This window comes from Glycomyces tenuis DSM 44171 (assembly GCF_000427885.1).
GTDB classification, from domain to species: Bacteria; Actinomycetota; Actinomycetes; order Mycobacteriales; family Micromonosporaceae; genus Glycomyces; species Glycomyces tenuis.
The window spans coordinates 21,366-45,369 of sequence record NZ_ATYW01000003.1; the positions used below are offsets into that span (position 1 = coordinate 21,366).

Below are 24,004 nucleotides of genomic sequence, written 5' to 3' on the forward strand. Positions count from 1 at the left end.
GTTCCTCCGATGAACTGGTTGCTAGTGGAGAGATGAGGTCGGCGGGCGCTGCCCGTGCGACCTCGAAGTGAGGAGAGCAGTGGCAGGTAAGCCCCGCGTACATGAACTCGCGAAGGAACTGGGGACGACGAGCAAGGAAGTGCTCGCCAAACTCAGCGACATGGGCGAGTTCGTGAAGTCAGCGTCGAGCACGGTCGAGGCGCCGGTGGCGCGTCGACTGCGCCAGCAGTACGCCGACGGGAAGGGCGCCCCAGCGGCGCCGGCGGCCAAGCAGGCCGAACCGGCGAAGGAGACGGCGAAGGCGGCCCCGAAGCCGCGTCCGGCGGCGCCCAGTCCCGCCAAGATCGCCCAGGCCAAGACCGACGTCAAGGCCGCGAAGAAGGCGCCCGCGAAGAAGCGCGCCGCCGCCCCCAAGGCCCCGGCTCCCAAGCCCGGGCCCGCGTCGCGGCAGCCCGCTCCGCCCGCGCCGAAGGTCGACGAGCCGAGGCCGGCGAGCGCCCGCGACATCGAAGTCGCCGCCGAGCAGAAGCGCGCCGAAGAGCTGCTCAAGCGGCAGCAGGAAGAGGCCGCGAAGCGCGCCGCCCAGCCGTCGGCCCCCAAGCCCGGCCCCGCGCCCGCCTCGCGCACCGAGGGCGCGCCCAAGCCCGGCGGGCCGCGGCCCGGCCCCAAGCCGGGCGGGAACAACCCGTTCGGCATCACACCTGGCGGCGGCGGATCCAAGCAGCGTCCCGCGGGCGAGGGCGGCGAGCGCCCAGGCGGCCCGCGCCCCAGCCCGCGCATGATGCCCCCGCGCCCGAACCCCGGCATGATGCCGTCCCGACCCGCCGGCGGCGGGCGTGATGGCGGCGGCCGAGGAGGCGGACGCGGCGGTGGAGGCCGCGGCGGCGGCCGTCCCGGCGGCGGAGGCCGCGGAGGCGGTGGCGGTGGCGGCAACTACCGCGGCACCTTCGGCGGCGGCGCCGGTGGCGGAGGCGGCACCGGCGGTGCCGGTGGCCCTCAGGCCGCTCCGGCCCCCTACCGCGGTGGCGGCGGCCGTGCGGGCGGCGGCGGCAAGGCCCGAGGCGGCGGCGCGGCCGGCGCCTTCGGCCGCGGCGGCCCCCGAGGCAAGTCCCGCAAGTCGCGTCGTCAGAGGCGCCAGGAGTTCGACAACCTCTCGGCGCCGAAGATGCAGTCGGGCGCGCCCCGAGGCGGCGGCGAGACCATTCGCCTGCCCCGCGGCGCGTCGCTGTCGGACTTCGCCGACAAGATCGGCACCCTGCCGGGCACGCTCGTCCAAGAGCTGTTCGGCCTGGGCGAGATGGTGACGGCGACCCAGTCGGTGCCCGACGAGACGCTCGAGCTGCTCGGCGCGCACCTGGACTGGGACATCAAGGTCGTCAGCCCCGAGGAAGAGGACAAGGAGCTGCTCGCGCAGTTCGGCATCGACCTCGACGAGGCCGACAAGACCGAGGCGATGCCCAGGCCGCCGGTCGTGACCGTCATGGGCCACGTCGACCACGGTAAGACGAAGCTGCTCGACGCCATCCGGCACTCGAACGTCGTCGCGGGCGAGGCCGGCGGCATCACGCAGCACATCGGCGCCTACCAGGTCCACGTCGAGCACGACGGCGAAGACCGCGCGATCACCTTCATCGACACCCCGGGCCACGAGGCGTTCACCGCCATGCGCGCCCGAGGCGCCAACGTCACCGACATCGTGGTGCTCGTGGTCGCGGCCGACGACGGCGTCATGCCGCAGACGGTCGAGGCCCTCAACCACGCCAAGGCCGCGAACGCGCCGGTCGTGGTCGCGGTCAACAAGACCGACCTGCCCGACGCCAACCCGGACAAGGTCCGCCAGCAGCTGACCGAGTACGGGCTGGTCGCCGAGGAGTACGGCGGCGAGACCATGTTCGTGAACGTGGCGGCCAAGCCGCGCATCGGCATCCCGGACCTGCTCGAAGCGGTGCTGCTCACCGCCGACGCCGCCCTCGAACTCGAGGCGCCGGTCGCCGGCAACGCGCAGGGCATCGCGATCGAGGCGCACCTGGACAAGGGCCGCGGCCCGGTCGCCAGCGTCCTGGTCCAGAAGGGCACGCTGCGCGTCGGCGACTCGATCGTCGCCGGCGGGGCCTACGGCCGCGTCCGGGCGATGCTCGACGCCGACGGCAACCGCGTCACCGAGGCGACCCCGTCGTACCCGGTGCAGGTGCAGGGCCTGGCCTCGGTCCCGATGGCCGGGGACGTGTTCCTCGCGGCCGACGACGACCGCACGGTCCGCCAGATCGCCGAGCAGCGGCAGGCCAGGCGCCGCGCCGCCCAGCAGGCGGCACGCGCCTCGCGCACCACGCTCGAGAACCTCATGGACCGCATCGCCGAGGGCGAGCGCACCACGCTCTCGCTCATCCTCAAGGGCGACGGCGCCGGTTCGGTCGAGGCCCTCGAAGAGGCCTTGGTCGGGCTCGAGATTCCCGAAGAGGTGCAGTTGCGGGTCATCCACCGCGGCGTCGGTCCGGTCACCGAGAACGACGTCAACCTGGCCGCGGCCGGCGACGAGGAGTCGGCGACGATCATCGCCTTCAACGTGCGCTCCGAGGGCCGCGTCAAGGAGATGGCCGAGCGCGAGAACGTGGACATCCGCTACTACACGGTCATCTACCAGGCGATCGAGGAGATCGAGACCGCGCTCAAGGGCATGCTCAAGCCCGAGTACGAAGAGGTGGAGCTCGGTTCGGCCGAGATCCGCGAGGTGTTCCGTTCCTCCAAGTTCGGCAACATCGCGGGCTGCCTCGTCACCAAGGGCTCGATCAAGCGCAACGCGAAGGTGCGGCTGGTCCGGGACGGCGGCGTCGTCACCGAGACCGCGATCGATTCGCTGCGCCGGTTCAAGGACGACGCCACCGAGGTCCGCGAGGGCTACGAGTGCGGTATCACCTTGAAGAACTACAACAACATCGAAGAGGGCGACATCATCGAAGCCTTCGAGATGCGCGAGAAGCCGCGCGACTGAGCACGTGCGACTGCTCGAGAGCGGAGCCGCGGCGCGGCTCGGTCTGGCCTGGCGGAAGTCGGGCTACGACCGGGCCGCGCCGTCGGCCGTCTACGGCTCCGAAGCGGCGGAAGCCGCCCGCCGTGCCGACTACCGCGGCCTCCTGGCGGCGGCCGACGACGACCCGATCGGGGTGTGGACCAGGCTGTTCACCGTCGGCACGGTCGTCGAAGAGCGGGCTGCCGCGGCGGCGCTCGCGCCGCTCGGTCTCGACGAGGCCCTCGACTGCGGGCTGCTGGTCCGTTCGCCCGGCGGCGTGGCCGCCGGATGGGGCCTTCAGTTCGCCGACGAGCGGGCGGTCTTCTCCGACCAGCGGCCGAACACCACCGGTGCTCGGTCCCGCGACCACGTCCTCGGCATCGGCGGCGCCTCCGAGCTGCTGCTCGACGCCGCGCTCAAGTCCGAGGCGCGCACCGCGCTCGACCTCGGCACCGGCTGCGGCGTCCAGGCCCTGGCGCTGGCCGGCCGCGCCGAGGCCGTGACCGCCACCGACCTGAGCGACCGCGCGCTCGCGTTCGCGGCGTTGAACGCCGAGGTCAACGGCGTCGACCTCGAACTGCTGCGCGGCGACATGCTGGAGCCGGTCGCGGGCCGCCGGTTCGACCTGGTCGTCGCCAATCCGCCGTTCGTCGTCGCCACGCCCGGCGACGGCTGGAGGTACCGGGACGGCGGTCGCGAGGCCGACGGCGTCGCGGCCGAACTGGCCGCCGCCTCGACCGGGCTGCTGAACCCGGGCGGCACCATGCAGTTCCTGGCGAACTGGCTGCACGTGCGCGGCACCGCGTGGGGGGAGCGGGTCGCCGCCTGGCTGCCCGAGTCCGGCGCACTGGCGTGGGTGGTCGAACGCGAGGTCCTCGACCCGCTGGACTACGTGCGGACCTGGCAGCGCGACTCCGGGGAGACCGGCGACGCCGAGCAGGCGGCCGCCTGGCTCGACTGGTTCGACGAGCACGAGGTCGAAGGGATCGGCTTCGGCATGGTCGGCATCCGCCGGATCGACGGCGCGAGCGAGGTCGTCTGCGAGGAGGCCAGGCACGCCGTCGAGACGCCGTGGTCGGACCGCGTCGCCGACTGGTTCGCCGTCCGCGGGGTCGACCTCGAGCCTGAGACGCTGTGGGCCTCGCGCCTGCGGCTCGCCGACGGCGTGGCCCTCCAGCAGGCCGCCGAGCTCGGCGACGAAGGCTGGGAGGTCGAGCGCCAATGGCTCCGGCAGCGGCACGGCATGCGCTACGCCGAGCAGATCGACCCGCTGCTCGTGGCCTTCCTCGGCGCCTGCGACGGCGAGGCCGAGGTGTGTCTTCAGATGCGGCTCCTGGCCGAGACCTACGGCGCCGAGACGGCCATGCTGTACGCCCAGCTCTACCCGCTGATCCGCCGCCTCGTCGAACGCGGTTTCCTGGCGCTCCAGTAGCTGAAGGTTGCATTCGGTTGGTGTAGAATGCATGCATGGCACGTAACGTGCAGATCCGAGAGGTTCCCGAGGAGACCCTTGCGGTGTTGAAGACGCGTGCCGCGAGAGAGGGGATGTCGCTGTCCTCCTATCTGCGCGCTCAGCTCGACCGCATGGCCTCGCGTCCCACCATGGCCGAGCTGCTCGCCGAGGCCGATGAGCTTCGTGCGGCCACCGGCGGAGTGAGTACCGACGACATCGTGGCGATCCAACGGGAGAACCGCGGCCAGTGACTGAAGCGGTCATCGACAATTCGGCTCTGATCGAACTGTTCACCGGAAAGGCACCGCACCGCAGCCTGCGGTGGTGGGCGGTGCATCGCCCGCTCGCGGCGCCGGAGGTCATCGACCTCGAGGCGGCGCAGACCTTGCGAGGACTGGCCATGTCGGGCAAGCTCGACACGACCGTCGCGGAACGCCTCATCGGCAAGGTGATCGCCTCCCCGATCGAGCGGGTGCAGCATCGCGCGCTGCTCTCACGCGTCTGGGAGCTTCGCGCGAACGCCACCGCCTATGACGCCGCGTACCTCGCATTGGCCGAGCGTCTGGACGTGCCCCTGCTGACCTGTGACACCAAGCTCGACGAGGTCAACGGCCATCGTGCCACCGTGGTCTGCTTCGAACGCTCATGACCTGAGGTAGGTCAGGACCGCCTTCACTCGCCGGTGGTGGTCGCCGTCCTCGCTGCGCAGTTCGAGCTTGGTGAAGATGTTCCGGATGTGCTTCTCCACCGCGCCGTCGGAGATGAACAGCTTCTTGCCGATCGCGCGGTTCGAGTGGCCCTCGGCCATCAGCTCCAGCACCTCGCGCTCGCGCGGCGTCAGGGACGCCACCGGATCGTCACTTCGTCTGCGCACCATCAACTGCGACACCACCTCGGGATCGAACACCGTCCCGCCGGCCGCGACGCGGCGCAGCGAGTCCATGAAGTCGTCGACGTCGATGACCCGGTCCTTGAGGAGGTAGCCGACCGCGCCGCGCGCGTCGGCCAGGAGGTCGTCGGCGTAGGACACCTCGACGTACTGGGAGAGGATGAGCATCGGCGAGCCGGGCACGCGCTCCCTGGCCCTGGTCGCCGCCCGCAGCCCCTCGTCGGTGAAGGACGGCGGCATCCGCACGTCCACCACCGACACGTCCGGCCGGTGCTCGGCGACGGCCTCCACGAGGGCGTCGCCGTCTCCGACCGTGGCGACCACTTCGCAGTCGAATTCCTCCAGGAGCTTCACGATCCCCGTCCGGATCAAGACCGCGTCATCGGCCACCACTACGCGCACTCGTCGGCCCACCGGCGCTTCGACCGGGTGTGGACGCAGTTCATGTGCAAGGGACCTCCGCAACGATCACTGTCGGTCCGCCTTCGGGGGAGTCGATGGTCCACTCGCCCTCGGCGGCTTTGATGCGATCGGTCAGGCCCGAGAGCCCGTGCCCCTTCGAGACGTGCGCGCCCCCGACGCCGTTGTCGCCGACCGAGACGACCAGCCTATCGCCCCAGTCGTCCACGGCCACCGACGCCTGCGTCGCCTGTGAGTGCTTGGAGATGTTCGTCAGGGCCTCGGCCACCACGAAGTACACGGTGCTCTCCACGGTGGACCGGTACCGTCCGTGAACGGACGTGTCCAGGTCGACCGGGATCATCGAGCGCGCCGCCAGGGCCGCCAGCGCCGCCTCCAGGCCGCGGTCGGTCAGGATCGGCGGGGCGATGCCCCGCGAGAGCGCCCGCAGCTCGTCGATCGTGTCGCGGGTCTGCGTGATCGCCTCCTCCAGGGTCTGCTGGGCCGCTTCGGGGTTGGCCTCCATCTGGCGCCTGACGCGCGCCAGCTCCATGCCGAGGCTGACCAGCCGCTGCTGGGGTCCGTCGTGGATGTCGCGCTCGATGCGCCGCAGCGCGTCGGCCTCGGCCGAGGTGGCCGCGTCGCGGGACTCGGCGAGCTCGTCGATGCGCTCGTGCAGGCTGCTCAGGGACGTGAGCATGCCTTTGCCGATCCAGCCCTGCGCCAAGGCGAGCCCGCGAACCACCCACGGCAGCGCCGTCGCCATGATCGCACCGGCCAGGAACGTCAGGACCGCCGCGGCGGCGTAGGAGTCGCCCCAGCCGAGCCACCTGGCGGCGATGGCGGGGCCGTTCTCATCCGAGCCGGTCGCCAGCCAGATGATCCACCCGTACAGCGGCCAGGCCAGCGCCGCCACCGAGGCCGACCACCAGGCGATGGTGACGGCGAAGCCGGCGATCGAGACCGGGAAGATCGTGACGGCCCACAGCAGGTTCAGCCATGACTGGCCGTCGGTGAGCGCGGTCAGGAAGCGGCGCAGCGCCGAGCTGCCGGCCTTCGCCTGCTTGTACCTGGGCTTGGTGAGCTCCCGGCGGATGACGAAGGGGATCTGGGCCCGCCCGGCGGCCGCGAGGCCCCGCATGGCGAGCAGCGTCGTGGCCATGATCGGCACGCCGATCCAGATGACCGCGGTGCCGACGCCCAGGCAGAAGCCGACGATGGTGATGATGAAGGCGGGCAAGGCGATCGGGAACAACGAGAGATTGTAGGCGGTGTCGATCCCCAATTGCCGGAGTGTTTTGCGCATGCGTCAAATCTAGAGACCGGGGGCGGTCTCCGGAAGCCGGTGGGCTGGCATCTCGGGGGTGGGGACAGCCCTACCTTCAACGCACGCGCGCGCCCCGGTTCCCCCGCATGCGGGTGGCGATGGCGCCGACCGAGCCCAGCAGGCTCGTGATGCAGATGCCGACGACCAGGTTGATCGCGCCCGTCGCGATCTGCGACTCGAGGTCGGCGACGACGGTGAACGGGATGAGGACCCCGACGACCGTGGCCAGGATCATGATCCAGTTGAAGAAGCTCATCGGCCGCGGCATCAGGAGCAGCAGCAGGTGCAGCATGCCGGTGGCCAGGATGGCGACCGCGAACGCGCCGAAGGCGTACGTGGTGGTCGAGGAGTCGCCGTAGGTGCCGGCCTCCGACGGCGAGAGGATGTCGATCTCCAGGATCCCGCGGACCAGAAGGATGCCGACGAGCACCACCAGCGCGGCCACCACGGCCGTGCCGAATCCGCCCGCCCACAGCTTCCCGGCCTCCACGACCGGTTCCTCCTCCTCCGGCTCGCTCGGCGGCACGGCCGGGTAGCGCCGCGTCGGCTCGTTGTGCTGGTCCCAACCGCTCTGCGGTGTTGACATCGGTCCTCCCTCTCGGCGAAGCCCGCGAACCGCGGGTTCGCGGCGGTGCCCTCAACCGCCATGGTGTCAGGCGTACGTGATTCACATCGCGAAACAGCCGATTCCGGGCGTGGCCGCGCGGATCGCCGCGGCCGAGCCCTTCGTCTGTGCCCTCCGGTGCGCCGCTTGCGGGCCCGCTCGCATCGGCGGCGGCGGGGCGGTGAAAAGATCTTGGGGTTCGCGGCAGGCGCCGCGTAATCTTGAGCGGTGTTCACCGGATGTGTTGAATTCGATCTCCTCCTCCCGGACGACTCCCGCTCGCTGAAGGCCAAGCGCTCCTATGTGCGCCCGATCGTGGCCGCCCTGCGGAGGTTCGACGTGGCGGTGGCGGAGGTCGGTCACCAGGAGCTCCACGGCCGTTCCACCATCGGGATAGCCGCCGTGGCGGGGGATAACCTCCATGTGCAGGAAATTCTCGACGCGTGCGAGAAGCATGTCGCCGCGCGTCCCGAAGTGGAGCTGCTCGGCGCCCGGCGGCGCCTGTTCGGCCCCGAAGACGAGTGAGTAGGAAGCAGGAAACGACATGGCAGACGCGGCAAAGCAGGCCCAGGTGGCCAAGCGGGTGATGGAGCTGACCGCGCAGGCGGTGCGCAAGCTCAAGGACCCGCGCGTCGGCATGGTCACCATCACCGACGCCCGTATGACGCCCGACCTGCGCGAGGCGACGGTCTTCTACACCGTGCTCGGCGACGAGGACCAGGTGAAGTCGTCCGCCGCGGCACTGGAACGGGCCACCGGCCATCTGCGCACCACCGTCGGGCGCGCCCTCGGCATGCGGCACACGCCGTCGCTGGCGTTCGTGGCCGACACGGTCCCCGAGCACGCCCACCGGATCGAGGCGCTCCTGGCGCAGGCCGCGCAGGCCGACGCGGAGGTCCACAAGCTCGCCGAGGGCGCCCGCTACGCGGGTGACCCCAACCCGTATCGCGAGGACGACGAAGAGGACGAGGGCGAGAGCAAGCCCTCATGAGCGCCGAGCTCGGACTCGGCGAGGCCCGCGGGCCGTCCGCGGGCGAGGGCCCGGCGTCGTACCGCCGGATCGCCTCGCTCGCGCTGCCGGCGCTCGTCGTCCTCGCCGCCGAGCCGGTCTACCTCCTGATCGACACGGCCGTCGTCGGGCATCTCGGGGCGGTCCCGCTGGCCGGTCTCGCGCTGGGCGGAACCCTCATGGGCCTCGCCCCGTTCATCGGGGCGGTCCTCGCCTACGGCACCACCGCCCGCGCCGCGCGCCGCTTCGGCGCGGGCGACCGGGCCGGGGCCGTCGCCGAAGGCGTGCAGGGCACCTGGATCGCTCTCGCCGCGGGCCTGGCGATGATCGTGCTCGTCGAGCTCTTCGCGGGGGCCCTGACCGCGGCGATGGGCGACTCCCCGGCCGTCGCCGGAGCCGCCGCCGAGTGGCTGCGCGTCGCGATCCTCGGCGCGCCCTTCCTCCTGGTCGCGGGTGCGGGCCAGGGCTGGATGCGCGCGGTGCAGGACACCAAGCGCCCCATGTGGTTCGTGACCTTCTCGTTCCTGGTCTCGGCCGCCCTGGCCCCGATCTTGGTCTACCCGGCCGGGCTCGGCCTGGTCGGCTCGGCGTGGGCCAACGTCGTCGCCCAGGCCATCGCGGGCTCCCTGTTCGTCGCCGCGCTGCGCCGCGAGCGGGTGAGCCTGCGCGTCGACTGGCCGCTCATGTCCAAGCAGCTGGTCGCCAACCGCGACCTCATTCTGCGCGGCAGCGCGTTCCAGATCAGCTCCTTCTCTGCGACGGCCGTCGCGGCGCGTGTCGGCACGGCCGCCCTCGGCGCGCACCAGATCGGCATGCAGCTGTGGTTCTTCGCGGCACTGGCGCTGGACGCCGTGGCGATCGCCGCGCAGGCGCTCGTGGGCGCCGACCTGGGGGCCGACCGCCCCGCCGCCGCTCGGGCCTCGGCCAGGCGCGTCACGTGGGTCGGGCTCGGCTACGGCACCGTGTTCATGCTGATCGTGCTCGTCCTGCTCCCGCTGCTGCCGCGCCTGTTCACCGATGACGCGGCGGTCCACGATCAGCTCGCCCACGTGTGGCCGTGGCTGGTGGTGATGCTGCCGCTGGCCGGCGTGGTCTTCGCGTTGGACGGCGTCCTCATCGGCGCGGGCGACCTGCGGTTCATGCGGAACATGACGCTGATCGCGATCTTCTCGGGCCTGCCGCTGACCTGGCTCACGCTGGTGTTCGGCTGGGGCCTGACCGGCATCTGGGCCGCGCTCGCCGTATCGGTGCTGGTGCGGCTGGCACTCATCATGTGGCGCATGAGATCCGGTGCCTGGATCGTCACCGGCGCCGAGCGCGTCTGAAGAATTTTTGTCCCATCATGTGGATTGCCTGCTGCGGTGATCTTGAACGTTCGTTAAGGTATCGAGGATGAGGACCAGAAGAGTCAACGTCCGCAAGCGCCAACAGCGTCCCAATAAGTGGGACGAAGCGAAGGCGGAGGCGCTGCGCGCCCTCCAGGAATCGCTCGACCGACGCCAGTAGCCACCCGCGCCCGCCGCTCCGGCGGCCACGGTTAGCCTGTACGACCGTGACCTCACCACAGCCGGGCATCATCGTCGTCGACAAGCCGCAGGGCATCACCTCGCACGGGGTGGTGTCGCGGATGCGCCGCATCTGCGGCACCCGCAAGGTCGGCCACGGCGGCACGCTCGACCCCATGGCCACCGGTGTGCTCATCGTCGCCGTCGGCAAGGCCACCAAGCTGCTCACCTACGTCTCCGGGCTCGACAAGGCCTACGCCGCGACGATCCGCCTCGGGCAGGCCACCGTCACCGACGACGCCGAAGGCGAGGTGACCGCGACCGCCGACGCCTCGGCCGTGACCGAGGAGGCCGTGCGCGAGGCCCTGGCCGCGATGGTCGGCGAGATCGACCAGGTCCCCAGTGCCGTCAGCGCCGTCAAGATCGACGGGAAGCGCGCCTACAAGCGGGTCCGCGAAGGCGAGACCGTCGAGCTCGAGCCCAGGCGCGTCACCGTCGCCTCCATCGACGTCGGGCGGATCGCCCGCGGCGAGTCCCTCGACGTCGACATCGACGTCTCCTGCTCTTCGGGCACCTACATCCGCGCCATCGCCCGCGACCTCGGCGCGGCCCTCGGCGTCGGCGGCCACCTCACCGCCCTGCGCCGCACCCGCGTCGGCGGCTTCGGCCTCGACGCCGCCGCCACCCTCGACGAGCTCGCCGACAGGAGCGAGCACGGCCGGCCGCTCGGGACGCTGCCGATGGGCGAGGCCGCCGCCCGGCTCATGCCGACCCGCACCGCCACCGAAGCCGAGGCCAAGGCGCTCTCGTACGGCAAGTCCATCGCCGCCGCCGCGATCGAGGGCCGCTACGCCGTCCTCGACGAGCGCGGCGAGCTGCTCGCCGTCATGGTCGAGCGCGGCGAGCTCGCCAGACCCGAGACGGTCTTCGCCGCCGCCTAAGGATCTGAGGCACGCCGTGCGGAAGGCGATCGGCGTCGTCCCGGTCCGCTGGTGGAAGAACTTGTTGAAGTTCGTGGCGCTCGAGAAGCCCAGCCGCGCCCCGATCCGCGCCGCGGCCTCGTCCGAGCAGGCGAGCAGCCGCTTGGCCTCCAGGATGACCCGGCGGTCGATGAACTCCTTGGCGCCCACCCCGGCCGCCGCCAGCGTCGCCCGCGAGAGCGTGCGCGGAGAGTACGCCAGCGTCGCGGCGTAGTCGTTCAGGCGCCTGGAGTTCGCGAAGTCGCGCTCGACGGCGTCGCGGAACGCCGCGTAGACCTCGCCGGGCTCGCGCACCGGACCGGCCGGCGCCGGCAGGCACGCGACGCGCAGCACCAGGACCGCGAGCAGGTGCCGCAGGATCTGGAGCCGGACGTCCAGCGGCAGGACCTCGGTGGCCCCGAACTCCCATTGGAGTTGGCTGGCGGCGACGCGGAGGATCGGGTGGGCCTCGGCGTCCGGCACCCGCATCACCGGCGCGTGCGGGTCCTCCGAGCCCGCCCCGATCGCGGTGTCGGGGTCCAGGAAGCCGCCCTCGAACATCACCAGCGTCCCTTCGGCGCCTTCGAGATCGCCCCACTGCTGCACCTGGCCCGGGCGCGCCCACAGCCAGTTGCCCGACCGCAGGGTGTACTCGGTGAAGTCCACCGAGTGGCGCAGCGAGCCGGAGGTGAGCGTCAGCAGGTGGTGCTTGTCCGAGCGCAGCGGGCGGGCGAGCAGGGCCGCGTCGGGACGGTCGCGGAGTTCGGCGAGTGTGAGCACCTCGACGCCGGTGGGCAAGCTCGTCGCGACGGCGAGCGGATGTACCGGATTGTCATCGTGTCGTGTTTTAACCAGCATCAACGGGAATTTTATCCGGTATGTCACCGTTCCATGATCAACTTCATCGAACCGGATCACCGTCCGGCGGGCGCGTAGGCTGTCGCCATGGCTGAAACCAAGACCGTGGACTTCTGGTTCGACCCCGCCTGCCCGTGGGCGTGGATGACCTCCCGCTGGATCATCGAGGCGTCGAAGCTTCGCGATCTCCACATCAGATGGAACGTCATGAGCCTCTACGTGCTCAATGAACCCCACCTCGACGAGCTGCCCGATGAATACGCCGAGATGCTCCCGGGGACCCTCCCGGCGGTGCGCGTCGCCACCGCCGTGGCCGAGCAGTACGACAACGAGACGCTCGGGCGGCTGTACACCGCCCTGGGCAACCAGATCCACCTGCGGGGCGTGAAGGACCCCGAGGAGTTCATCCCGGCGGCCCTGGAGAAGGCGGGCCTGCCGGCCGAGCTGGCCGGAGCGGCCGAGACGGAGCAGTGGGACGAGGCGCTGAAGGCCTCGCACCACCGCGGCATCGGCCTGGTCGGCACCGACGTCGGCACCCCGGTGGTGGCCGTCGAGAACGACGAGGGCGAGCGGGTCGGCCTGTTCGGCCCGGTCGTCACCCCGGCCCCGCAGGGCGAGGCCGCCGCGAAGCTGTGGGACGGCGTCTACGCGGTGACGACGACGCCGGGCTTCTACGAGCTCAAGCGCACCCGCACCAAGGGCCCCGACTTCGGCAACCTCGCCCTCGACTGACCGAGACCGCCCGGACATGGACGACCGGCCCCGCGCATTCGCGCGGGGCCGGTCTGCGGTCGCTACTACGGTCAGCTGACCTGGGAGAGCCAGGACTGCTCGTCGCCGCCGGCCGCCTGGCGGTAGGGGCTCAGCTCGCGGTCCCACTCCAGACCGAGCAGCTGGTCCAGCCCGCCTCGCAGCGCCTCGGCGCTCGTGGTGGTCGCCAGCAGCGCCCGGATGCGGTCCTCGGCGATCATGATCCCGCCGCCGGCGCTCATCGCCGCGCGGTACACGCCCCGACCGGGCACGTGCATGATCCGCTCGCCGTCGACGCCCGCGCTCGGGTCCTCGGTGACCTCGAACCGCAGCATCGGCCACTGCGCCAAGGCCTTCGCGATCTCGGCGCCGACTCCCGGCTCGGCCGTCCAGGCGCGCTCGGCGCACATGGTGCCGCGCTCGGCCTCCTGCGGCGACCAGCCGAGCTTGACCGTCGCCGTACCCAGGACACGCCCGATCGCCCACTCGACGTGCGGGCACACCGCCGGCGGGCTGGAGTGGATGTAGATCACGCCGCGTGTCTGCATCGCGCACCTCCTTGGGAATCGGCGTATCTGAGTACTGGCTCACTCCTTGTGGGGTTGTCTAACTTACGGCTCCGCAAGCGTCGCCGATGGTGAAGACGGCCTGAAGCCGCCCAACGGGTATCGACCGGGTCAAGTGAGGGATGAACTCGAACCCGGCACGCTATTCCGCTCACTTACATACTGACAGCTTCGAAAGGATCGCGCTAGGCTTAAACCGCTCCTAGCGCTCACTTTTTCTATGAGTTCGCTGCATCACGCCTGCTCCATGTGCTAGTCGGCACGGAACTCCACTGAGCTACACTTGCGCTTGACCGGCACACTGTCGGTTTTCTTTTGTGGTCCAACCCAGGTTCTGCACCCCTTCCGGGCTGCTTCCTGCGTCTGGCCGAACATTCGTCTTACACACACATGGTGAGGAGACCGGCGTGGCAGCCAACACTTCGAAAACCGCACGCGCTTCCGTCAAGGCCGGACAGAAAGCAGGCGCTGCGGGCGGACTCAACGTCCTCGGTGAGTTCAAGTACCTGATCCCGCTCAACAACGGCAAGCACGTGTACCTGCGCAACCTGACCGACGGGCGCAACCTGCACCTCGCCACCGGCTCGGAGGCCTTCGTCGAGGCCGTCAAGGCCCTGAACGAGGCCGGGCACGGCGAGAAGATCAAGGCCGAGATCGAGGCCTTCGCGGCCGACTTCCCCGCCGAGCAGGGTTGGGACACCACGCTGAAGACCCTCGAAGAGTCCGGCGCGTTCGGTGAGGTCGCAGAAGCGGCCGCCTGAGCTCCGATCGGACGAGAAGCTCCACCCTCGCACACCGCGAGGCGTGGGGCTTTTTCTTTGCGCCGAAACACTGTTCGAGCGAAAGGGCGCCCCTCTCGCTTCACCCGATCGGCGTCTTTCAGCGGCGCCTATTCCCCGCCTTGATCGTCGGTGCACACCGGTTCGGACATCGGCACGTCGTCGACGGCGTGCACCGCGCCCACCTGGAAGCAGTAGTCCTCGGCCGGGTTCAGTCCGCCTCCGGTGAACTCGGTGTCGGTCGTCGGCTGGCCGATCGGCTCGGCCTTCTCGTCGCCGGCCCGGATGGCGAACACGAGGTACTCCAGCCGCGACTCCTCGTCCGGAGCATCCCAGCTCAAGGTGATCTGCCCGTCGGCCCACGACTCGATGGCGAGGTTCTGCGGCGCGCCGTCGCCCTCGGTGTTCGCCTGGTCGAGGTCCTCAGGGGAGCCGTCGGGCGACAGGAGCCACAGCCACACGGTCATGACCGCGCCGAGCACCACCGTGATCACCAGGCCGAGCACCACGTACGGCTTGAGGCCGCGCTCGTCGCGCGGGCTTCGCGGCTTGGGGGCCTTCGGCGTCTTCAGCGGCCTTGACTGGGGCCGCTTCTCGCCGTCGCGGGCGATGACCGGCGGGGCGAACACCGGCTGCTGCGGGGCGTGCGTCTGCGGGGCCTGCTGCCGCATCCACGGCGTCGCGGGCGGCTGCATGCTCACCGGTGCCTGCGGCGGCGCCGAATGCGGGGCCGCCGACACGGGCGGAGCGCTGCTCACCGGCGCCGCGCCGTCGAGCTGGGAGACGTAGCGCGGGTCGACGGCGTGCCCGAGCTGCGAGGCGTAGCCGTCGGTGCGCTCGCCGGTGACGCCCGATCCGAGCGTGTAGGCCGATTCGGGGCTCGGCGGCGGTCCGACGGGCGCGAACGGGTCGAGCGGCGCCCGCTGCGAGGGCGGCGGCCCCTCGGGGCGGAAGACCGTCTCCTCGTTGCTGACGTCGGCGATGCGCGACGGTGCCTGGGCCTTGCCGACCCCGCCGGCGGAGCCGTACATGCCCCGCTGGAGCTCCTCGGCGAACGCCTGGCACGACTCGGGGCGCCGGTTCGGATCGCGCGAGAGCGCCTGCACCAGCAGCCCTTCGAACCACTCCGGGACGTCGTCGCGCGGGACCTTCGGCGGCGGCGCCTCCGAGGTGACGCGGGAGCGGTGCGTGTCGGGGTCGGTGCCGCCCTCGGGGTTGGCGAACGGCGCGAAGCCCGCCAGCAGGTGCCACATGCTGGAGGCCAGGCTGAACAGGTCGCTGGCCGGGGTCTGGGCCTGCCGCAGCAGCGCCTCGGGGGAGGCGTGCAGGGGCGTGAGCTTGTCGATCGCCTCGGTCGCCGACAGCGCCGCCGGGGCGCGGGCGATCCCGAAGTCGGCCAGGGCCGGGCCGTACTGGCCGCGCAGGATGTTCTGCGGTTTGACGTCGCGGTGCAGGATGTCGGCCGAGTGGGCGGCCTGGAGCGCCAGGCCGATCTTGACGCCCACGTCGATGACGTCGTCGACCGGCAGCGGACCGCCGGCCTTCAGGATCGCCGAGTACGAGCCGCCGTCGCAGTACTCCATGACGATGTACGGCCGCCCGTCCTCGGTGGCGCCGGTGTCGATGATCGAGACGATGTGGGGGTGGTTGGAGACCGCGACGGTAGCCTCGAGCTCCTTCTCGACCGAGTCGGCGGTGGTCATGTCGTCGTCGACGAGCAGGACTTTGACCGCGACGGTCCGGTCCAGGCGCTCCTGGACGGCGCGGTAGACGAACGCGGTCGACCCGTGCGCGACCATCTCGAAGTCGCGGTAGCCGGGGATTGCCGGAGTGGGGGAGCTCAAGGCGGAGGCTTTCTGTTGGGGACGGTCTAGGACGTCCCCAACAGATTAGCCGCTGCGTCTACACGTGACCGTTCTGGCCGTTGAGCAGGTTGGCCACCCGGATCAGACCGAGGTGCGAGTACGCCTGCGGGTGGTTCCCGAGGCCGCGTTCGGCGATCGGGTCCCACTGCTCGGGCAGCAGGCCCGTCGGGCCGGCGCAGGCGAGGATCTGCTCGAACAGCTCCTCGGCGTCGGTGCGGCGACCCACCTGGAGGTAGGCCTCGGCCAGCCAGGCGGCGCACAGGATGAACCCGCCTTCGGTGCCCGGCAGGCCGTCGTCGCGGTGGTACCGGTAAACGGTCGGCCCGCTGCGCAGCCCGGCCTCGATCTTGAGGACCGTCTTGAGGTAGCGCGGGTCGTCGGGCGCCAGCAGGCCCGACAGGCCCACCCACAGCGAGGCCGCGTCCAGGTCCTCGTGGCCGTACGCGGCGGTGTAGGCGCCGACCTCGTCGTTCCAGCCCAGTTCGAGCACGTTCTTGGCGATCGAGTCGCGCAATTCCGGCCAGGTCGGGCCGTACTCCATGCCGAACTGCTCGGCGACCTTGAGCGCCCGGTCGACGGTCACCCAGCACATGACCTTCGAGTAGACGTGGTGCCGGGGCGCCTGGCGGGCCTCCCAGATGCCGTGGTCGGGCTCGTGCCAGCGCTTCTCGACCGCCTCGACCATGGAGGTCAGGACCGACTGCTCGAACTCCGAGAGGTGCCCGCGGCGCTGGGCGACGGCCTCGACGAGCATCGCGACGGGCCCGAAGACGTCGAGCTGGACCTGGCTGGAGGCGGCGTTGTTGATGCGCACCGGCCTGGCCCCGGCGTAGCCGGGGAGGGTCTCGATGATGGCCTCGGGGGACGGCGCGACGCCCTCGATGTCGTAGAGGGGGGCGAGCCGCTCGGGGTGCCCGGCGGTGCGCTCGATGATGTTCGAGACCCACTCGAAGTAGGCCTCGGCCTCCTGGAGGGAGCCGATGTCGACCAGCGCGTGCGCGGTCATCGCCGCGTCGCGGACCCAGCAGAAGCGGTAGTCCCAGTTGCGCACGCCGCCGAGCTCCTCGGGCAGCGAGGTGGTGCCCGCGGCGAGGATCGCGCCGGTGGGCTGGTAGCACAGGGCCCGCAGCGTCAGCGCCGAGCGCGAGACCGCCTCGGGTTCGAGGGCGGGCAGTTTGAGCGAGTCGGACCAGTTGCGCCACCCGGCCTCGGTGGTGCGGCGCCGGACGTTGACCGGCGGCTTCCACTCGCCGAGGTCGTCGACGCCGGCGCGCATCTCCAGGATCAGCGAGCCTCCGATCTCGGCCAGGTCGACGACGGCGGTGGCCAGGGCGTGCTGGCCGTCGTGGTCGATCTGCCATTCGACGCCCGGCGAGCGCAGGCTGATCGGCTCGTTCGCGCCCAGGACCTTGAGACCGTCGTCGGCCACGGGCTGGAGCTGCACGGGCAGCTGCCCGAACTCCGGGCGCGGCGCGAAGGTGATCTTGACGGGGACCTCGCCGGTGATCTCGCGCACCAGGACGGTGGCGTTGAAATCGCCGCGGCGGCGCAGCGTCGAGTCGAGCCAGTCGGTGATCGTCAGGCCCGGCCAGCGCGTCTCGACGGTCATCGTCCCGGCGACGTAGCGCTGGCCCAGCGGGATGCCCGCGCTGACCGGCTGGACGGTGAAGTGCCCGGCGTGCTCGCCGCCGAGCAGGTCGGCGAAGACCGACGCGGAGTCGGGGCGGGGGTGGCACATCCACGTCAGGCGCGCGTCCGGGGTGAGCAGCGCGTGGTTGGCGCCGTCGGCCAGCATCGAGTGGCGCTCGATGAGCTGCGCCGATTCGCCCTGGAGCCAGCTGCGGCGGGTGTCCACGAGGTGCGCCAGGAGCCTCGCGACGTCCTCGGGGTCACCGATCCGGAAGGAGGCCCGGGTGGGGCCGGGCCCCACCCGGATGCCGATGTCCGGGCCATGGAGATGCGCAAACGCATTCTCATCGGTCACGTCGTCACCGAGGAAGAGCACCGCGGAGGCCCCCAGCTGGTGGCGCAGCTTGTCGAGGGCGTCGCCCTTGTGGGTGGTCACCACCGACAGGTCGATGACGGCCTTGCCCTCCGTGGTCTGCACGCCATCCCAAGTGGACGGGCCCTTGCGGACCTCCTCGGTGGCCTCGGCGGCGTCGGCCTCCGAGGCCTCCCTGGTGTGCAGCGCCGCGCCCGCCGGCTTCGGCTCCACCCGCGTGCCCGTGTAGCGCTCCGCAATCGCCGTGAGTTCCGCCACAAGCTTGTCGCGGCGGCGCTGGTCCTCGCTCGACAGCGCCCGGGTGAACCCGACGTCGAACTCGGAGCCGTGCGAGCCCACCAGATGGATCTCGGACGGCAGGCGCGAGAGCGCCGCCAGGTCCCGCAGTGCGCGACCGGAGATGACCGCCACCTTCGTCTGCGGCAGGTTCGCGAGCGTCCGCAACGCCGTGACCGATTCGGGAATCGGCTTGGCCTGCGAGGGGTCGGTGACGATGGGGGCGAGCGTGCCGTCGTAGTCGCAGGCGATCAACAGCTGCGGTACTCGGGCGAGTTGAGCGAGGGCCGAGCGAAGCTCGTCGGAGGAACTCAGTCCTTCAGGGCCGGGTCCCTCTGGGCTTGGTGCGGTCATCTTGGCGTATCTCCAACACCGGTCAGTTGCGGAATCAGGCTTGTGCCTACCTGCCTTCCGCCGCTTCAGCGGCGGGTGGGCTGCCCGGATTGTACGCTGCGCTGCGCTCCGGAACACCTAGCGCTGTGAGGAAACTGCGGGCCCAACGGCTTACGTCATGCTTGCGCAGGTAGCGCCTCATCGCGCGCATTCTTTTCATCTTATCGTCCGCGGACGACTCCGCCGCTGTCACGAATCCGTCTTTCAAGCCGGTCAGATCGTGCGGATTCACCAGGAACGCCTGCCGCAGATCCCCTGCGGCACCGGCGAACTCGCTCAACACGAGCGCGCCTCGGTTCTCGACCTGGCTGGCCACGTACTCCTTCGCCACCAGGTTCATGCCGTCGCGCAGCGGCGTGACCGCCATGACGTCGGCCGCCTGGTACAGCGCCGAGAGCTCGTACCTGTCGAACGATTGGTGGAGGTAGTGGACCGCCGGAAGGCCCACCTGCCCGAACTCGCCGTTGATGCGACCGACTTCACGCTCGACCTTGTCACGCAGCACCCGGTACTGCTCGACCCGCTCGCGGCTCGGCGTGGCCACCTGCACCATCACCGTCTTGGGCACGCGGAAGCGCCCGTCCTCGAGCAGCTCGCGGAACGCCTTGAGGCGCGTCTCGATGCCCTTGGTGTAGTCCAACCGGTCGACGCCGAGGATGATCGTGTCCGGCTCGCCCAGCTCGGCGCGGATCTCCTTGGCCCGATGGCGCGCCCGCTCGGTGTTCGCGACCTCCTCGTACGTGGCGGTGTCGATCGAGATGGGGAAGGCGTCGGCCCTGACCAGGCGGTCTTCGACCGTGACGTAGTGCCCGCGCGGCCGGTGGCCGAGCAGGTGCCTGGTGAGGGCGAGGAAGTTCTGCGCCGCCAGCGGGCGCTGGAAGCCCACCAGGTCCGCTCCCAGCAGGCCCTTGAGGATCTCCATGCGGTGGGGCAGCTGCATGAACAGCTCCACCGGCGGGAAGGGGATGTGCAGGAAGAATCCGATGCGCAGGTCGGGACGGCGCTCCCGCAGCATCGCGGGGACCAGTTGCAGCTGGTAGTCCTGGACCCAGACCACCGCGCCGGGCGCGGCCTCGGCCGCGCACACCTCGGCGAAACGGGCGTTGACCTCGTAATACGACTTCCACCACGAGCGGCGGAACATGCGAGGCTGCACCGCGTCGTGGTACAGCGGCCACAGCGAGGCGTTCGAGAAGCCCTCGTAGTAGCGGGCGATCTCGTCGGCGCTGAGCTCGACCGGCAGCAGCTTGATGCCGTCGGCCTCGAACGGCTCGGGAGCGGCGCCGGTCTGTCCGGCCCAGCCGATCCACGTGCCCTGGTTGGCCTGGAGAACTGGTTCGAGGGCGGTGACGAGGCCGCCAGGGGATCGGCGCCAGGTTCGGTTTCCCTCGTCGTCGACCACGGAGTCGACGGGGAGGCGGTTGGCTACGACAATGAAGGATGCGTTGCTCAATTTGTAGTCCCTCCTTTACGCAAGATTACCGGCTGGGCGGTTCGGGCGGTTCGTGACGGAGCAGTGTCCCCGGGCGGGGCGAATGGCGGGCCGGGCAGGGGCTTGTCATCATTGAGGGCGGTTAACCACGAGTCAGCGAAGGATCAGTGTGGCGCAGTTCATTTACACCATGGAAAAGGCGCGGAAGGCCCACGGCGACAAGGTCGTCCTCGACGACGTCACCGTGTACTTCCTCCCCGGCGCCAAGATCGGCGTGGTCGGCCCCAACGGCGCCGGCAAGTCGAGCCTGCTGCGGATCATGGCCGGCCAGGACCAGGTCTCCAACGGCGAGGCCCGCCTCGCGGCCGGCGCCACCGTCGGCATGCTCGCGCAGGAGCCGCCGCTGAACGAGTCGAAGACGGTCATGGAGAACGTCCAGGAGGCCGTCGCGCCCGTCCAGGCGAAGCTCGACCGCTTCAACGAGGTCGCCGCCGAGATGGCCACCGACTACAGCGACGAGCTCATGGAGGAGATGGGGCGCCTCCAGGAGGAGCTCGACGCCTCGGGCGCCTGGGAGCTGGACTCCAAGCTCGAGCAGGCCATGGACGCCCTGCGCTGCCCGCCCGGCGACTGGCCCGTCACCAACCTCTCTGGCGGCGAGCGCCGCCGCGTGGCCCTGTGCAAGCTCCTGCTGGAGCAGCCCGACCTGCTGCTGCTCGACGAGCCCACGAACCATCTCGACGCCGAGAGCGTCCTGTGGCTGGAGCGCCACCTCGCCGACTACCCCGGCGCGGTCATCGCGATCACCCACGACCGGTACTTCCTCGACAACGTCGCCCAGTGGATCCTCGAGCTCGACCGCGGCCGCACCTACCCCTACGAGGGCAACTACTCCACCTACCTGGAGAAGAAGGCCGAGCGCATGAAGGTGGAGGGCCGCAAGGACTCCAAGCTCCAGAAGCGCCTCAAGGACGAGCTGGAGTGGGTCCGCTCCAACGCCAAGGGCCGCCAGACCAAGTCCAAGGCGCGCCTGGGCCGCTACGAGGAGATGGCCGCCGAGGCCGAGAAGACCCGCAAGCTCGACTTCGAGGAGATCCAGATCCCGCCGGGCCCGCGCCTGGGCAGCACTGTCATCGAGGTGAAAGACCTGGTCAAGGGCTTCGACGGCGTCACGCTCATCAACGGCCTGGACTTCAGCCTCCCGCGCAACGGCATCATCGGCATCATCGGCCCCAACGGCGTCGGCAAGACGACCCTGTTCAAGACCATCGTCGGCCTCGAGAAGCCCGACGGCGGCGAGGTCAACGTCGGCGGCACCGTCGACATCTCCTACGTCGACCAGAACCGCGCCGGCCTGGCCGGCGACAAGTCCGTGTGGGAGACCGTCTCCGACGGCCTCGACTACCTCATGGTCGGCAAGGTCGAGATGCCCAGCCGCGCCTACATCGCCGCGTTCGGTTTCAAGGGCCCCGACCAGCAGAAACCCACGAAGGTCCTCTCCGGCGGCGAGCGCAACCGGCTCAACCTGGCGCTCACCCTCAAGCAGGGCGGCAACGTGCTCCTGCTCGACGAGCCCACCAACGACCTCGACGTCGAGACGCTCTCCAGCCTCGAGAACGCCCTCCTGGAGTTCCCCGGCTGCGCCGTGGTCATCAGCCACGACCGGGCCTTCCTCGACAAGGTCGCCACCCACATCCTCGCGTGGGAGGGCACCGACGAGAACGGCGAGCCGCAGTGGTTCTGGTTCGAGGGCAACTTCGAGGCCTACGAGAAGAACAAGATCGAGCGACTCGGGCCCGACGCCGCCAAGCCGCACCGCGTCACCCACCGCAGGCTCACCAGGGACTAGCGATGGCCCGTTACACGACCGACGTGGCCCTGCGCTGGTCGGACATGGACGCCTTCGGGCATGTGAACAACAACAAGTACATGGTGCTGCTCGAAGAGGCGCGCGTGTCGATGATGTTCACCGTCGCCGAGGCCGCCGGGGTCCCCGGCTTCAGGCAGGGCGTCGTGGTCGCCCGCCACGAGGTCGACTACCTGCTGCCCGTCACGGTCCCCGCCGAGGTCCGCGTCGAGCTGTGGGTGGAGCGGATCGGGAACGCCTCGTTCACCTTCGCCTACGAGCTGTTCGCGAACGACAAGCTCGCGCTGCGGGCCAAGTCCGTCATGGTGCCCTACGACACCGCCGAAGGCCGCCCCCGCCGCCTCACCGAGCCCGAGCGGGCGTTCCTGGCGCGATGGGAGGACTAGCCCCCGACGACGCCGCGTTCGCGTCCAGGGTCGCCAGGCTCGACGCGAACGCCCTCCTGCGCGTCCACGACGGCCGCCTGTGGGCCGCGCTGCCCATCGGCGCGCTGGCCGTGCGCGAGCTCGCCGGAGGCCTCGAGGAGGCCGTCTACCGCGCCGGCGACCTCAGCGACGGCCGCATCGAGGCCCGGCCCGCGTCCGAATGGCGCGGCCGGCTGCCGGGGCGGCCCTGGGAGGTCGTCGAGACCGTGCCCGCCGCCGAGGTGGCCGCCATCGACCGCCAGGCCGCCGAGGCGCTGCGTCAGCGGCGCGGGCAGGGCGTCGGCGACCGGCGTCTGCGGGACGCGCTGCTCGACCACGTGACCCTGCGCGTCGAACACGGCGGCGAACGGTACGCTGTCGAACTCCGGCTCGTGGTGGCCCTGATGCGGATGGGCTTCCTCGGCGAGGGCCCCGTCAGGGTGCTCCGGGCCGGACGCAGGGTCGGCCTCGCGGCCGCCCACGGCGGCGTGTGGGACCGCGAGCGCGGCCTCCCATTGCTCTGACGGGTGACACCGCTCTGACGGAAACCCGACGGACGGCGTCATAACGCCGGGCCGATGCGGCGTCGACGTATGAGACATGTGACAGTCATCGGCGCTGGGCTGCGAACACATGCACCGGGGTTCATACTTTTGGGCAGGAATGCCTGACGGTTGTGCATTGTCGGTGCCAAGTCCTAGGCTGCTCAGCGTGACGGGGCGTAACTTGGCAATGCGCGAAGCAGCGCAAATCCGGCTAAGTTCAGCCAACTAGGAATGCCAAACGTAAAGCCCATGTACTGCCGGTGATTCGTATTTTGGGTGGGAAGGCGGACGAGAATATGGCGTGGTGGCGCAGCAATAGGAAGCGCAATGCGGAGGACGAGGCCGTGGCCGAGCAGGTCGCGGACGCCGACAGCGAGCTCGGCGGTTCGGCCGAGCGCGCCCAGGCGCGCGGCAGCCAGCCCAGCCCGGTTCCGAGCCCCAGGACCGAGCGGCACGACGCGCCCGAGCTCGCCATGTCCGAGGCCGAGGAGTACGCGCACGGACATGTCGGCCAGTTGGACTTCGGCCCGGGCGAGGAGCAGATCTCCGAGGTCGAGCGCTGGCATCTCATCAAGCGCGACCTCGAGGAGATCGACCCCGACTTCGTCTCCGACCTCGAGGAGATCGCGCAGAGCCACCGCGACGAGGTCATGCCGCTCGACTCCGAGCGGATCGTCTCGGCGCTGAAGAACCTCGACATCCGGTACCTGATCGACGAGAACGGCGGTGTCGTGGCGCTGTGGGAGCGGCACATCGTGCAGGTGCGCGCCGAAGGCCCCGACGCCGACATCCTGGTCCTGCGCGCCCGCGCCTACCAGACCGTGCCGCGCGACTGGGCCGAGCGCGGCTACGCCGCCATGAACGAGTGGAACCGCACCAGGCGCTTCCTCAAGGCCTACCTCGGCGAACCCACCGAGTCCGGCTCGCTCCCCGTGTTCGGCGAGATTCAGCTCCCCGTCCGCCCCGGCATCACCTTGGCGCTGCTCGAAGAGCTCATCGACTGCGGCACCGCGATCTCGGGCACCTTCGTGGAATGGCTGGAAGGCGAGCTGCTGTAGCGCTCGCGAACCCGCGACTTCGGGGCCCGGCCGATCGCGGCCGGGCCCCTGTCGCAT

22 protein-coding genes and 1 pseudogene are annotated in these 24,004 nt (G+C 70.6%); 15 read left to right on the forward strand and 8 right to left on the reverse strand.

What is annotated here, in order from left to right:
• Window positions 1-79 precede the first annotated feature (79 nt).
• From infB to YWW_RS0105020, 4 genes are read left to right on the forward strand one after another with little or no spacing between them, the layout of a single operon-like run.
• Entirely contained in the window at window positions 80-2,989 is a 2,910-nt protein-coding gene (gene infB, locus YWW_RS37690) for a translation initiation factor IF-2 (protein WP_026929247.1), read from the forward strand.
• Window positions 2,990-2,993: 4 nt separating this feature from the next.
• A complete protein-coding gene (locus YWW_RS28415) occupies window positions 2,994-4,439 on the forward strand; it encodes a methyltransferase (protein ID WP_051325400.1) in 1,446 nt (481 codons plus the stop codon).
• A gap of 35 nt (window positions 4,440-4,474) precedes the next feature.
• Complete coding sequence (locus YWW_RS0105015; RefSeq protein WP_026929248.1) at window positions 4,475-4,711, forward strand: FitA-like ribbon-helix-helix domain-containing protein; 237 nt, start codon at window positions 4,475-4,477, stop codon at window positions 4,709-4,711.
• Window positions 4,708-5,109 carry a type II toxin-antitoxin system VapC family toxin gene (locus YWW_RS0105020; RefSeq protein WP_026929249.1) on the forward strand — a complete coding sequence of 134 codons (402 nt, stop codon included), beginning with the start codon at window positions 4,708-4,710 and terminating at the stop codon, window positions 5,107-5,109. Before YWW_RS0105015 ends, YWW_RS0105020 begins: the two co-directional genes overlap by 4 nt.
• On the opposite strand, the gene YWW_RS0105025 is transcribed toward YWW_RS0105020, so the two are convergent.
• From YWW_RS0105025 to YWW_RS28420, 3 genes are all read right to left on the reverse strand, one after another.
• Entirely contained in the window at window positions 5,104-5,751 is a 648-nt protein-coding gene (locus tag YWW_RS0105025; RefSeq protein ID WP_026929250.1) for a LuxR C-terminal-related transcriptional regulator, read from the reverse strand. The two genes, YWW_RS0105020 and YWW_RS0105025, sit on opposite strands and share 6 nt — an antisense overlap.
• A 40-nt stretch (window positions 5,752-5,791) precedes the next feature.
• The gene (locus YWW_RS0105030) at window positions 5,792-7,054 is read right to left on the reverse strand and encodes a sensor histidine kinase (RefSeq protein ID WP_026929251.1); all 1,263 of its coding nucleotides are present in this window, start codon (window positions 7,052-7,054) and stop codon (window positions 5,792-5,794) included.
• Window positions 7,055-7,130: 76 nt separating this feature from the next.
• Entirely contained in the window at window positions 7,131-7,661 is a 531-nt protein-coding gene (locus tag YWW_RS28420) for a DUF6069 family protein (protein ID WP_035699529.1), read from the reverse strand.
• 246 nt (window positions 7,662-7,907) lie between these two features.
• On the opposite strand from YWW_RS28420, the gene YWW_RS0105040 reads away from it, so the two are divergent.
• The 4 genes from YWW_RS0105040 to truB all read left to right on the forward strand — a co-directional run bounded on the left by YWW_RS0105040 (window position 7,908) and on the right by truB (window position 11,134).
• Window positions 7,908-8,204, forward strand: a complete 297-nt coding sequence (locus tag YWW_RS0105040) for a DUF503 domain-containing protein (protein ID WP_026929252.1) — start codon at window positions 7,908-7,910, stop codon at window positions 8,202-8,204.
• A gap of 19 nt (window positions 8,205-8,223) precedes the next feature.
• Window positions 8,224-8,670 (forward strand): 30S ribosome-binding factor RbfA, encoded by a 447-nt coding sequence (rbfA, locus tag YWW_RS0105045; protein ID WP_026929253.1) that lies wholly within the window; start codon window positions 8,224-8,226, stop codon window positions 8,668-8,670.
• The gene (locus tag YWW_RS28425) at window positions 8,667-10,013 is read left to right on the forward strand and encodes an MATE family efflux transporter (protein ID WP_051325402.1); all 1,347 of its coding nucleotides are present in this window, start codon (window positions 8,667-8,669) and stop codon (window positions 10,011-10,013) included. Before rbfA ends, YWW_RS28425 begins: the two co-directional genes overlap by 4 nt.
• Before the next feature lie 227 nt (window positions 10,014-10,240).
• On the forward strand, window positions 10,241-11,134 hold the full coding sequence (gene truB, locus YWW_RS0105055) for a tRNA pseudouridine(55) synthase TruB (protein WP_026929254.1): 894 nt from the start codon (window positions 10,241-10,243) through the stop codon (window positions 11,132-11,134).
• A 75-nt stretch (window positions 11,135-11,209) separates the two neighbouring features.
• Here truB and YWW_RS37950 read toward each other — a convergent pair.
• Window positions 11,210-11,641 (reverse strand): annotated as a pseudogene (locus YWW_RS37950) (helix-turn-helix domain-containing protein); the annotation flags it as partial.
• On the opposite strand from YWW_RS37950, the gene YWW_RS37225 reads away from it, so the two are divergent.
• Window positions 11,522-12,088 carry a hypothetical protein gene (locus YWW_RS37225; protein ID WP_026929256.1) on the forward strand — a complete coding sequence of 189 codons (567 nt, stop codon included), beginning with the start codon at window positions 11,522-11,524 and terminating at the stop codon, window positions 12,086-12,088. The pseudogene YWW_RS37950 and the gene YWW_RS37225 sit on opposite strands and share 120 nt — an antisense overlap.
• 9 nt (window positions 12,089-12,097) lie before the next feature.
• Window positions 12,098-12,742: a mycothiol-dependent nitroreductase Rv2466c family protein gene (locus YWW_RS0105070; protein WP_026929257.1), complete on the forward strand. Its 645-nt coding sequence runs from the start codon at window positions 12,098-12,100 to the stop codon at window positions 12,740-12,742.
• A 71-nt stretch (window positions 12,743-12,813) separates the two neighbouring features.
• Here YWW_RS0105070 and YWW_RS0105075 read toward each other — a convergent pair whose 3' ends face one another.
• Window positions 12,814-13,308, reverse strand: coding sequence for a DUF3145 domain-containing protein (locus tag YWW_RS0105075; RefSeq protein ID WP_026929258.1), 495 nt, complete (start codon window positions 13,306-13,308; stop codon window positions 12,814-12,816).
• Between the two features lie 425 nt (window positions 13,309-13,733).
• On the opposite strand from YWW_RS0105075, the gene YWW_RS0105080 reads away from it, so the two are divergent.
• A complete protein-coding gene (locus tag YWW_RS0105080) occupies window positions 13,734-14,087 on the forward strand; it encodes a hypothetical protein (RefSeq protein WP_026929259.1) in 354 nt (117 codons plus the stop codon).
• Window positions 14,088-14,215: 128 nt separating this feature from the next.
• Here the strand turns inward: YWW_RS0105080 and YWW_RS0105085 are convergent, their stop codons facing one another.
• The 3 genes from YWW_RS0105085 to YWW_RS28430 are packed head-to-tail and all read right to left on the reverse strand — an operon-like array spanning window position 14,216 to window position 20,094.
• A complete protein-coding gene (locus tag YWW_RS0105085) occupies window positions 14,216-15,949 on the reverse strand; it encodes a protein kinase domain-containing protein (RefSeq protein ID WP_155829933.1) in 1,734 nt (577 codons plus the stop codon).
• 58 nt (window positions 15,950-16,007) lie between these two features.
• Entirely contained in the window at window positions 16,008-18,602 is a 2,595-nt protein-coding gene (gene otsB, locus YWW_RS0105090) for a trehalose-phosphatase (RefSeq protein ID WP_026929261.1), read from the reverse strand.
• A 46-nt stretch (window positions 18,603-18,648) separates the two neighbouring features.
• Entirely contained in the window at window positions 18,649-20,094 is a 1,446-nt protein-coding gene (locus YWW_RS28430) for an alpha,alpha-trehalose-phosphate synthase (UDP-forming) (RefSeq protein WP_051325403.1), read from the reverse strand.
• Between the two features lie 148 nt (window positions 20,095-20,242).
• On the opposite strand from YWW_RS28430, the gene ettA reads away from it, so the two are divergent.
• From ettA to YWW_RS36800, 4 genes are all read left to right on the forward strand, one after another.
• Window positions 20,243-21,922: an energy-dependent translational throttle protein EttA gene (gene ettA, locus YWW_RS0105100; protein WP_026929262.1), complete on the forward strand. Its 1,680-nt coding sequence runs from the start codon at window positions 20,243-20,245 to the stop codon at window positions 21,920-21,922.
• Window positions 21,923-21,924: 2 nt separating this feature from the next.
• Window positions 21,925-22,326 (forward strand): acyl-CoA thioesterase, encoded by a 402-nt coding sequence (locus YWW_RS0105105; RefSeq protein ID WP_026929263.1) that lies wholly within the window; start codon window positions 21,925-21,927, stop codon window positions 22,324-22,326.
• Window positions 22,314-22,868, forward strand: a complete 555-nt coding sequence (locus tag YWW_RS0105110) for a DUF8185 domain-containing protein (RefSeq protein ID WP_026929264.1) — start codon at window positions 22,314-22,316, stop codon at window positions 22,866-22,868. The genes YWW_RS0105105 and YWW_RS0105110 overlap by 13 nt, the downstream gene beginning before the upstream one ends.
• Before the next feature lie 317 nt (window positions 22,869-23,185).
• Window positions 23,186-23,947 (forward strand): type III secretion system chaperone family protein, encoded by a 762-nt coding sequence (locus YWW_RS36800; protein ID WP_211228437.1) that lies wholly within the window; start codon window positions 23,186-23,188, stop codon window positions 23,945-23,947.
• The last annotated feature ends 57 nt before the right edge of the window (window positions 23,948-24,004 follow it).

Bases quoted from the DNA above. Each gene is read 5' to 3' on its own strand.
- YWW_RS0105015 (WP_026929248.1), top strand. From the start codon at position 4,475: ATGGCACGTAACGTGCAGATCCGAGAGGTTCCCGAGGAGACCCTTGCG.
- YWW_RS0105030 (WP_026929251.1), bottom strand. From the start codon at position 7,054: ATGCGCAAAACACTCCGGCAATTGGGGATCGACACCGCCTACAATCTC.
- YWW_RS28420 (WP_035699529.1), bottom strand. From the start codon at position 7,661: ATGTCAACACCGCAGAGCGGTTGGGACCAGCACAACGAGCCGACGCGG.
- rbfA (WP_026929253.1), top strand. From the start codon at position 8,224: ATGGCAGACGCGGCAAAGCAGGCCCAGGTGGCCAAGCGGGTGATGGAG.
- YWW_RS28425 (WP_051325402.1), top strand. From the start codon at position 8,667: ATGAGCGCCGAGCTCGGACTCGGCGAGGCCCGCGGGCCGTCCGCGGGC.
- YWW_RS0105070 (WP_026929257.1), top strand. From the start codon at position 12,098: ATGGCTGAAACCAAGACCGTGGACTTCTGGTTCGACCCCGCCTGCCCG.
- YWW_RS0105075 (WP_026929258.1), bottom strand. From the start codon at position 13,308: ATGCAGACACGCGGCGTGATCTACATCCACTCCAGCCCGCCGGCGGTG.
- otsB (WP_026929261.1), bottom strand. From the start codon at position 18,602: ATGACCGCACCAAGCCCAGAGGGACCCGGCCCTGAAGGACTGAGTTCC.
- YWW_RS0105105 (WP_026929263.1), top strand. From the start codon at position 21,925: ATGGCCCGTTACACGACCGACGTGGCCCTGCGCTGGTCGGACATGGAC.
- YWW_RS0105110 (WP_026929264.1), top strand. From the start codon at position 22,314: ATGGGAGGACTAGCCCCCGACGACGCCGCGTTCGCGTCCAGGGTCGCC.
- YWW_RS36800 (WP_211228437.1), top strand. From the start codon at position 23,186: ATGGCGTGGTGGCGCAGCAATAGGAAGCGCAATGCGGAGGACGAGGCC.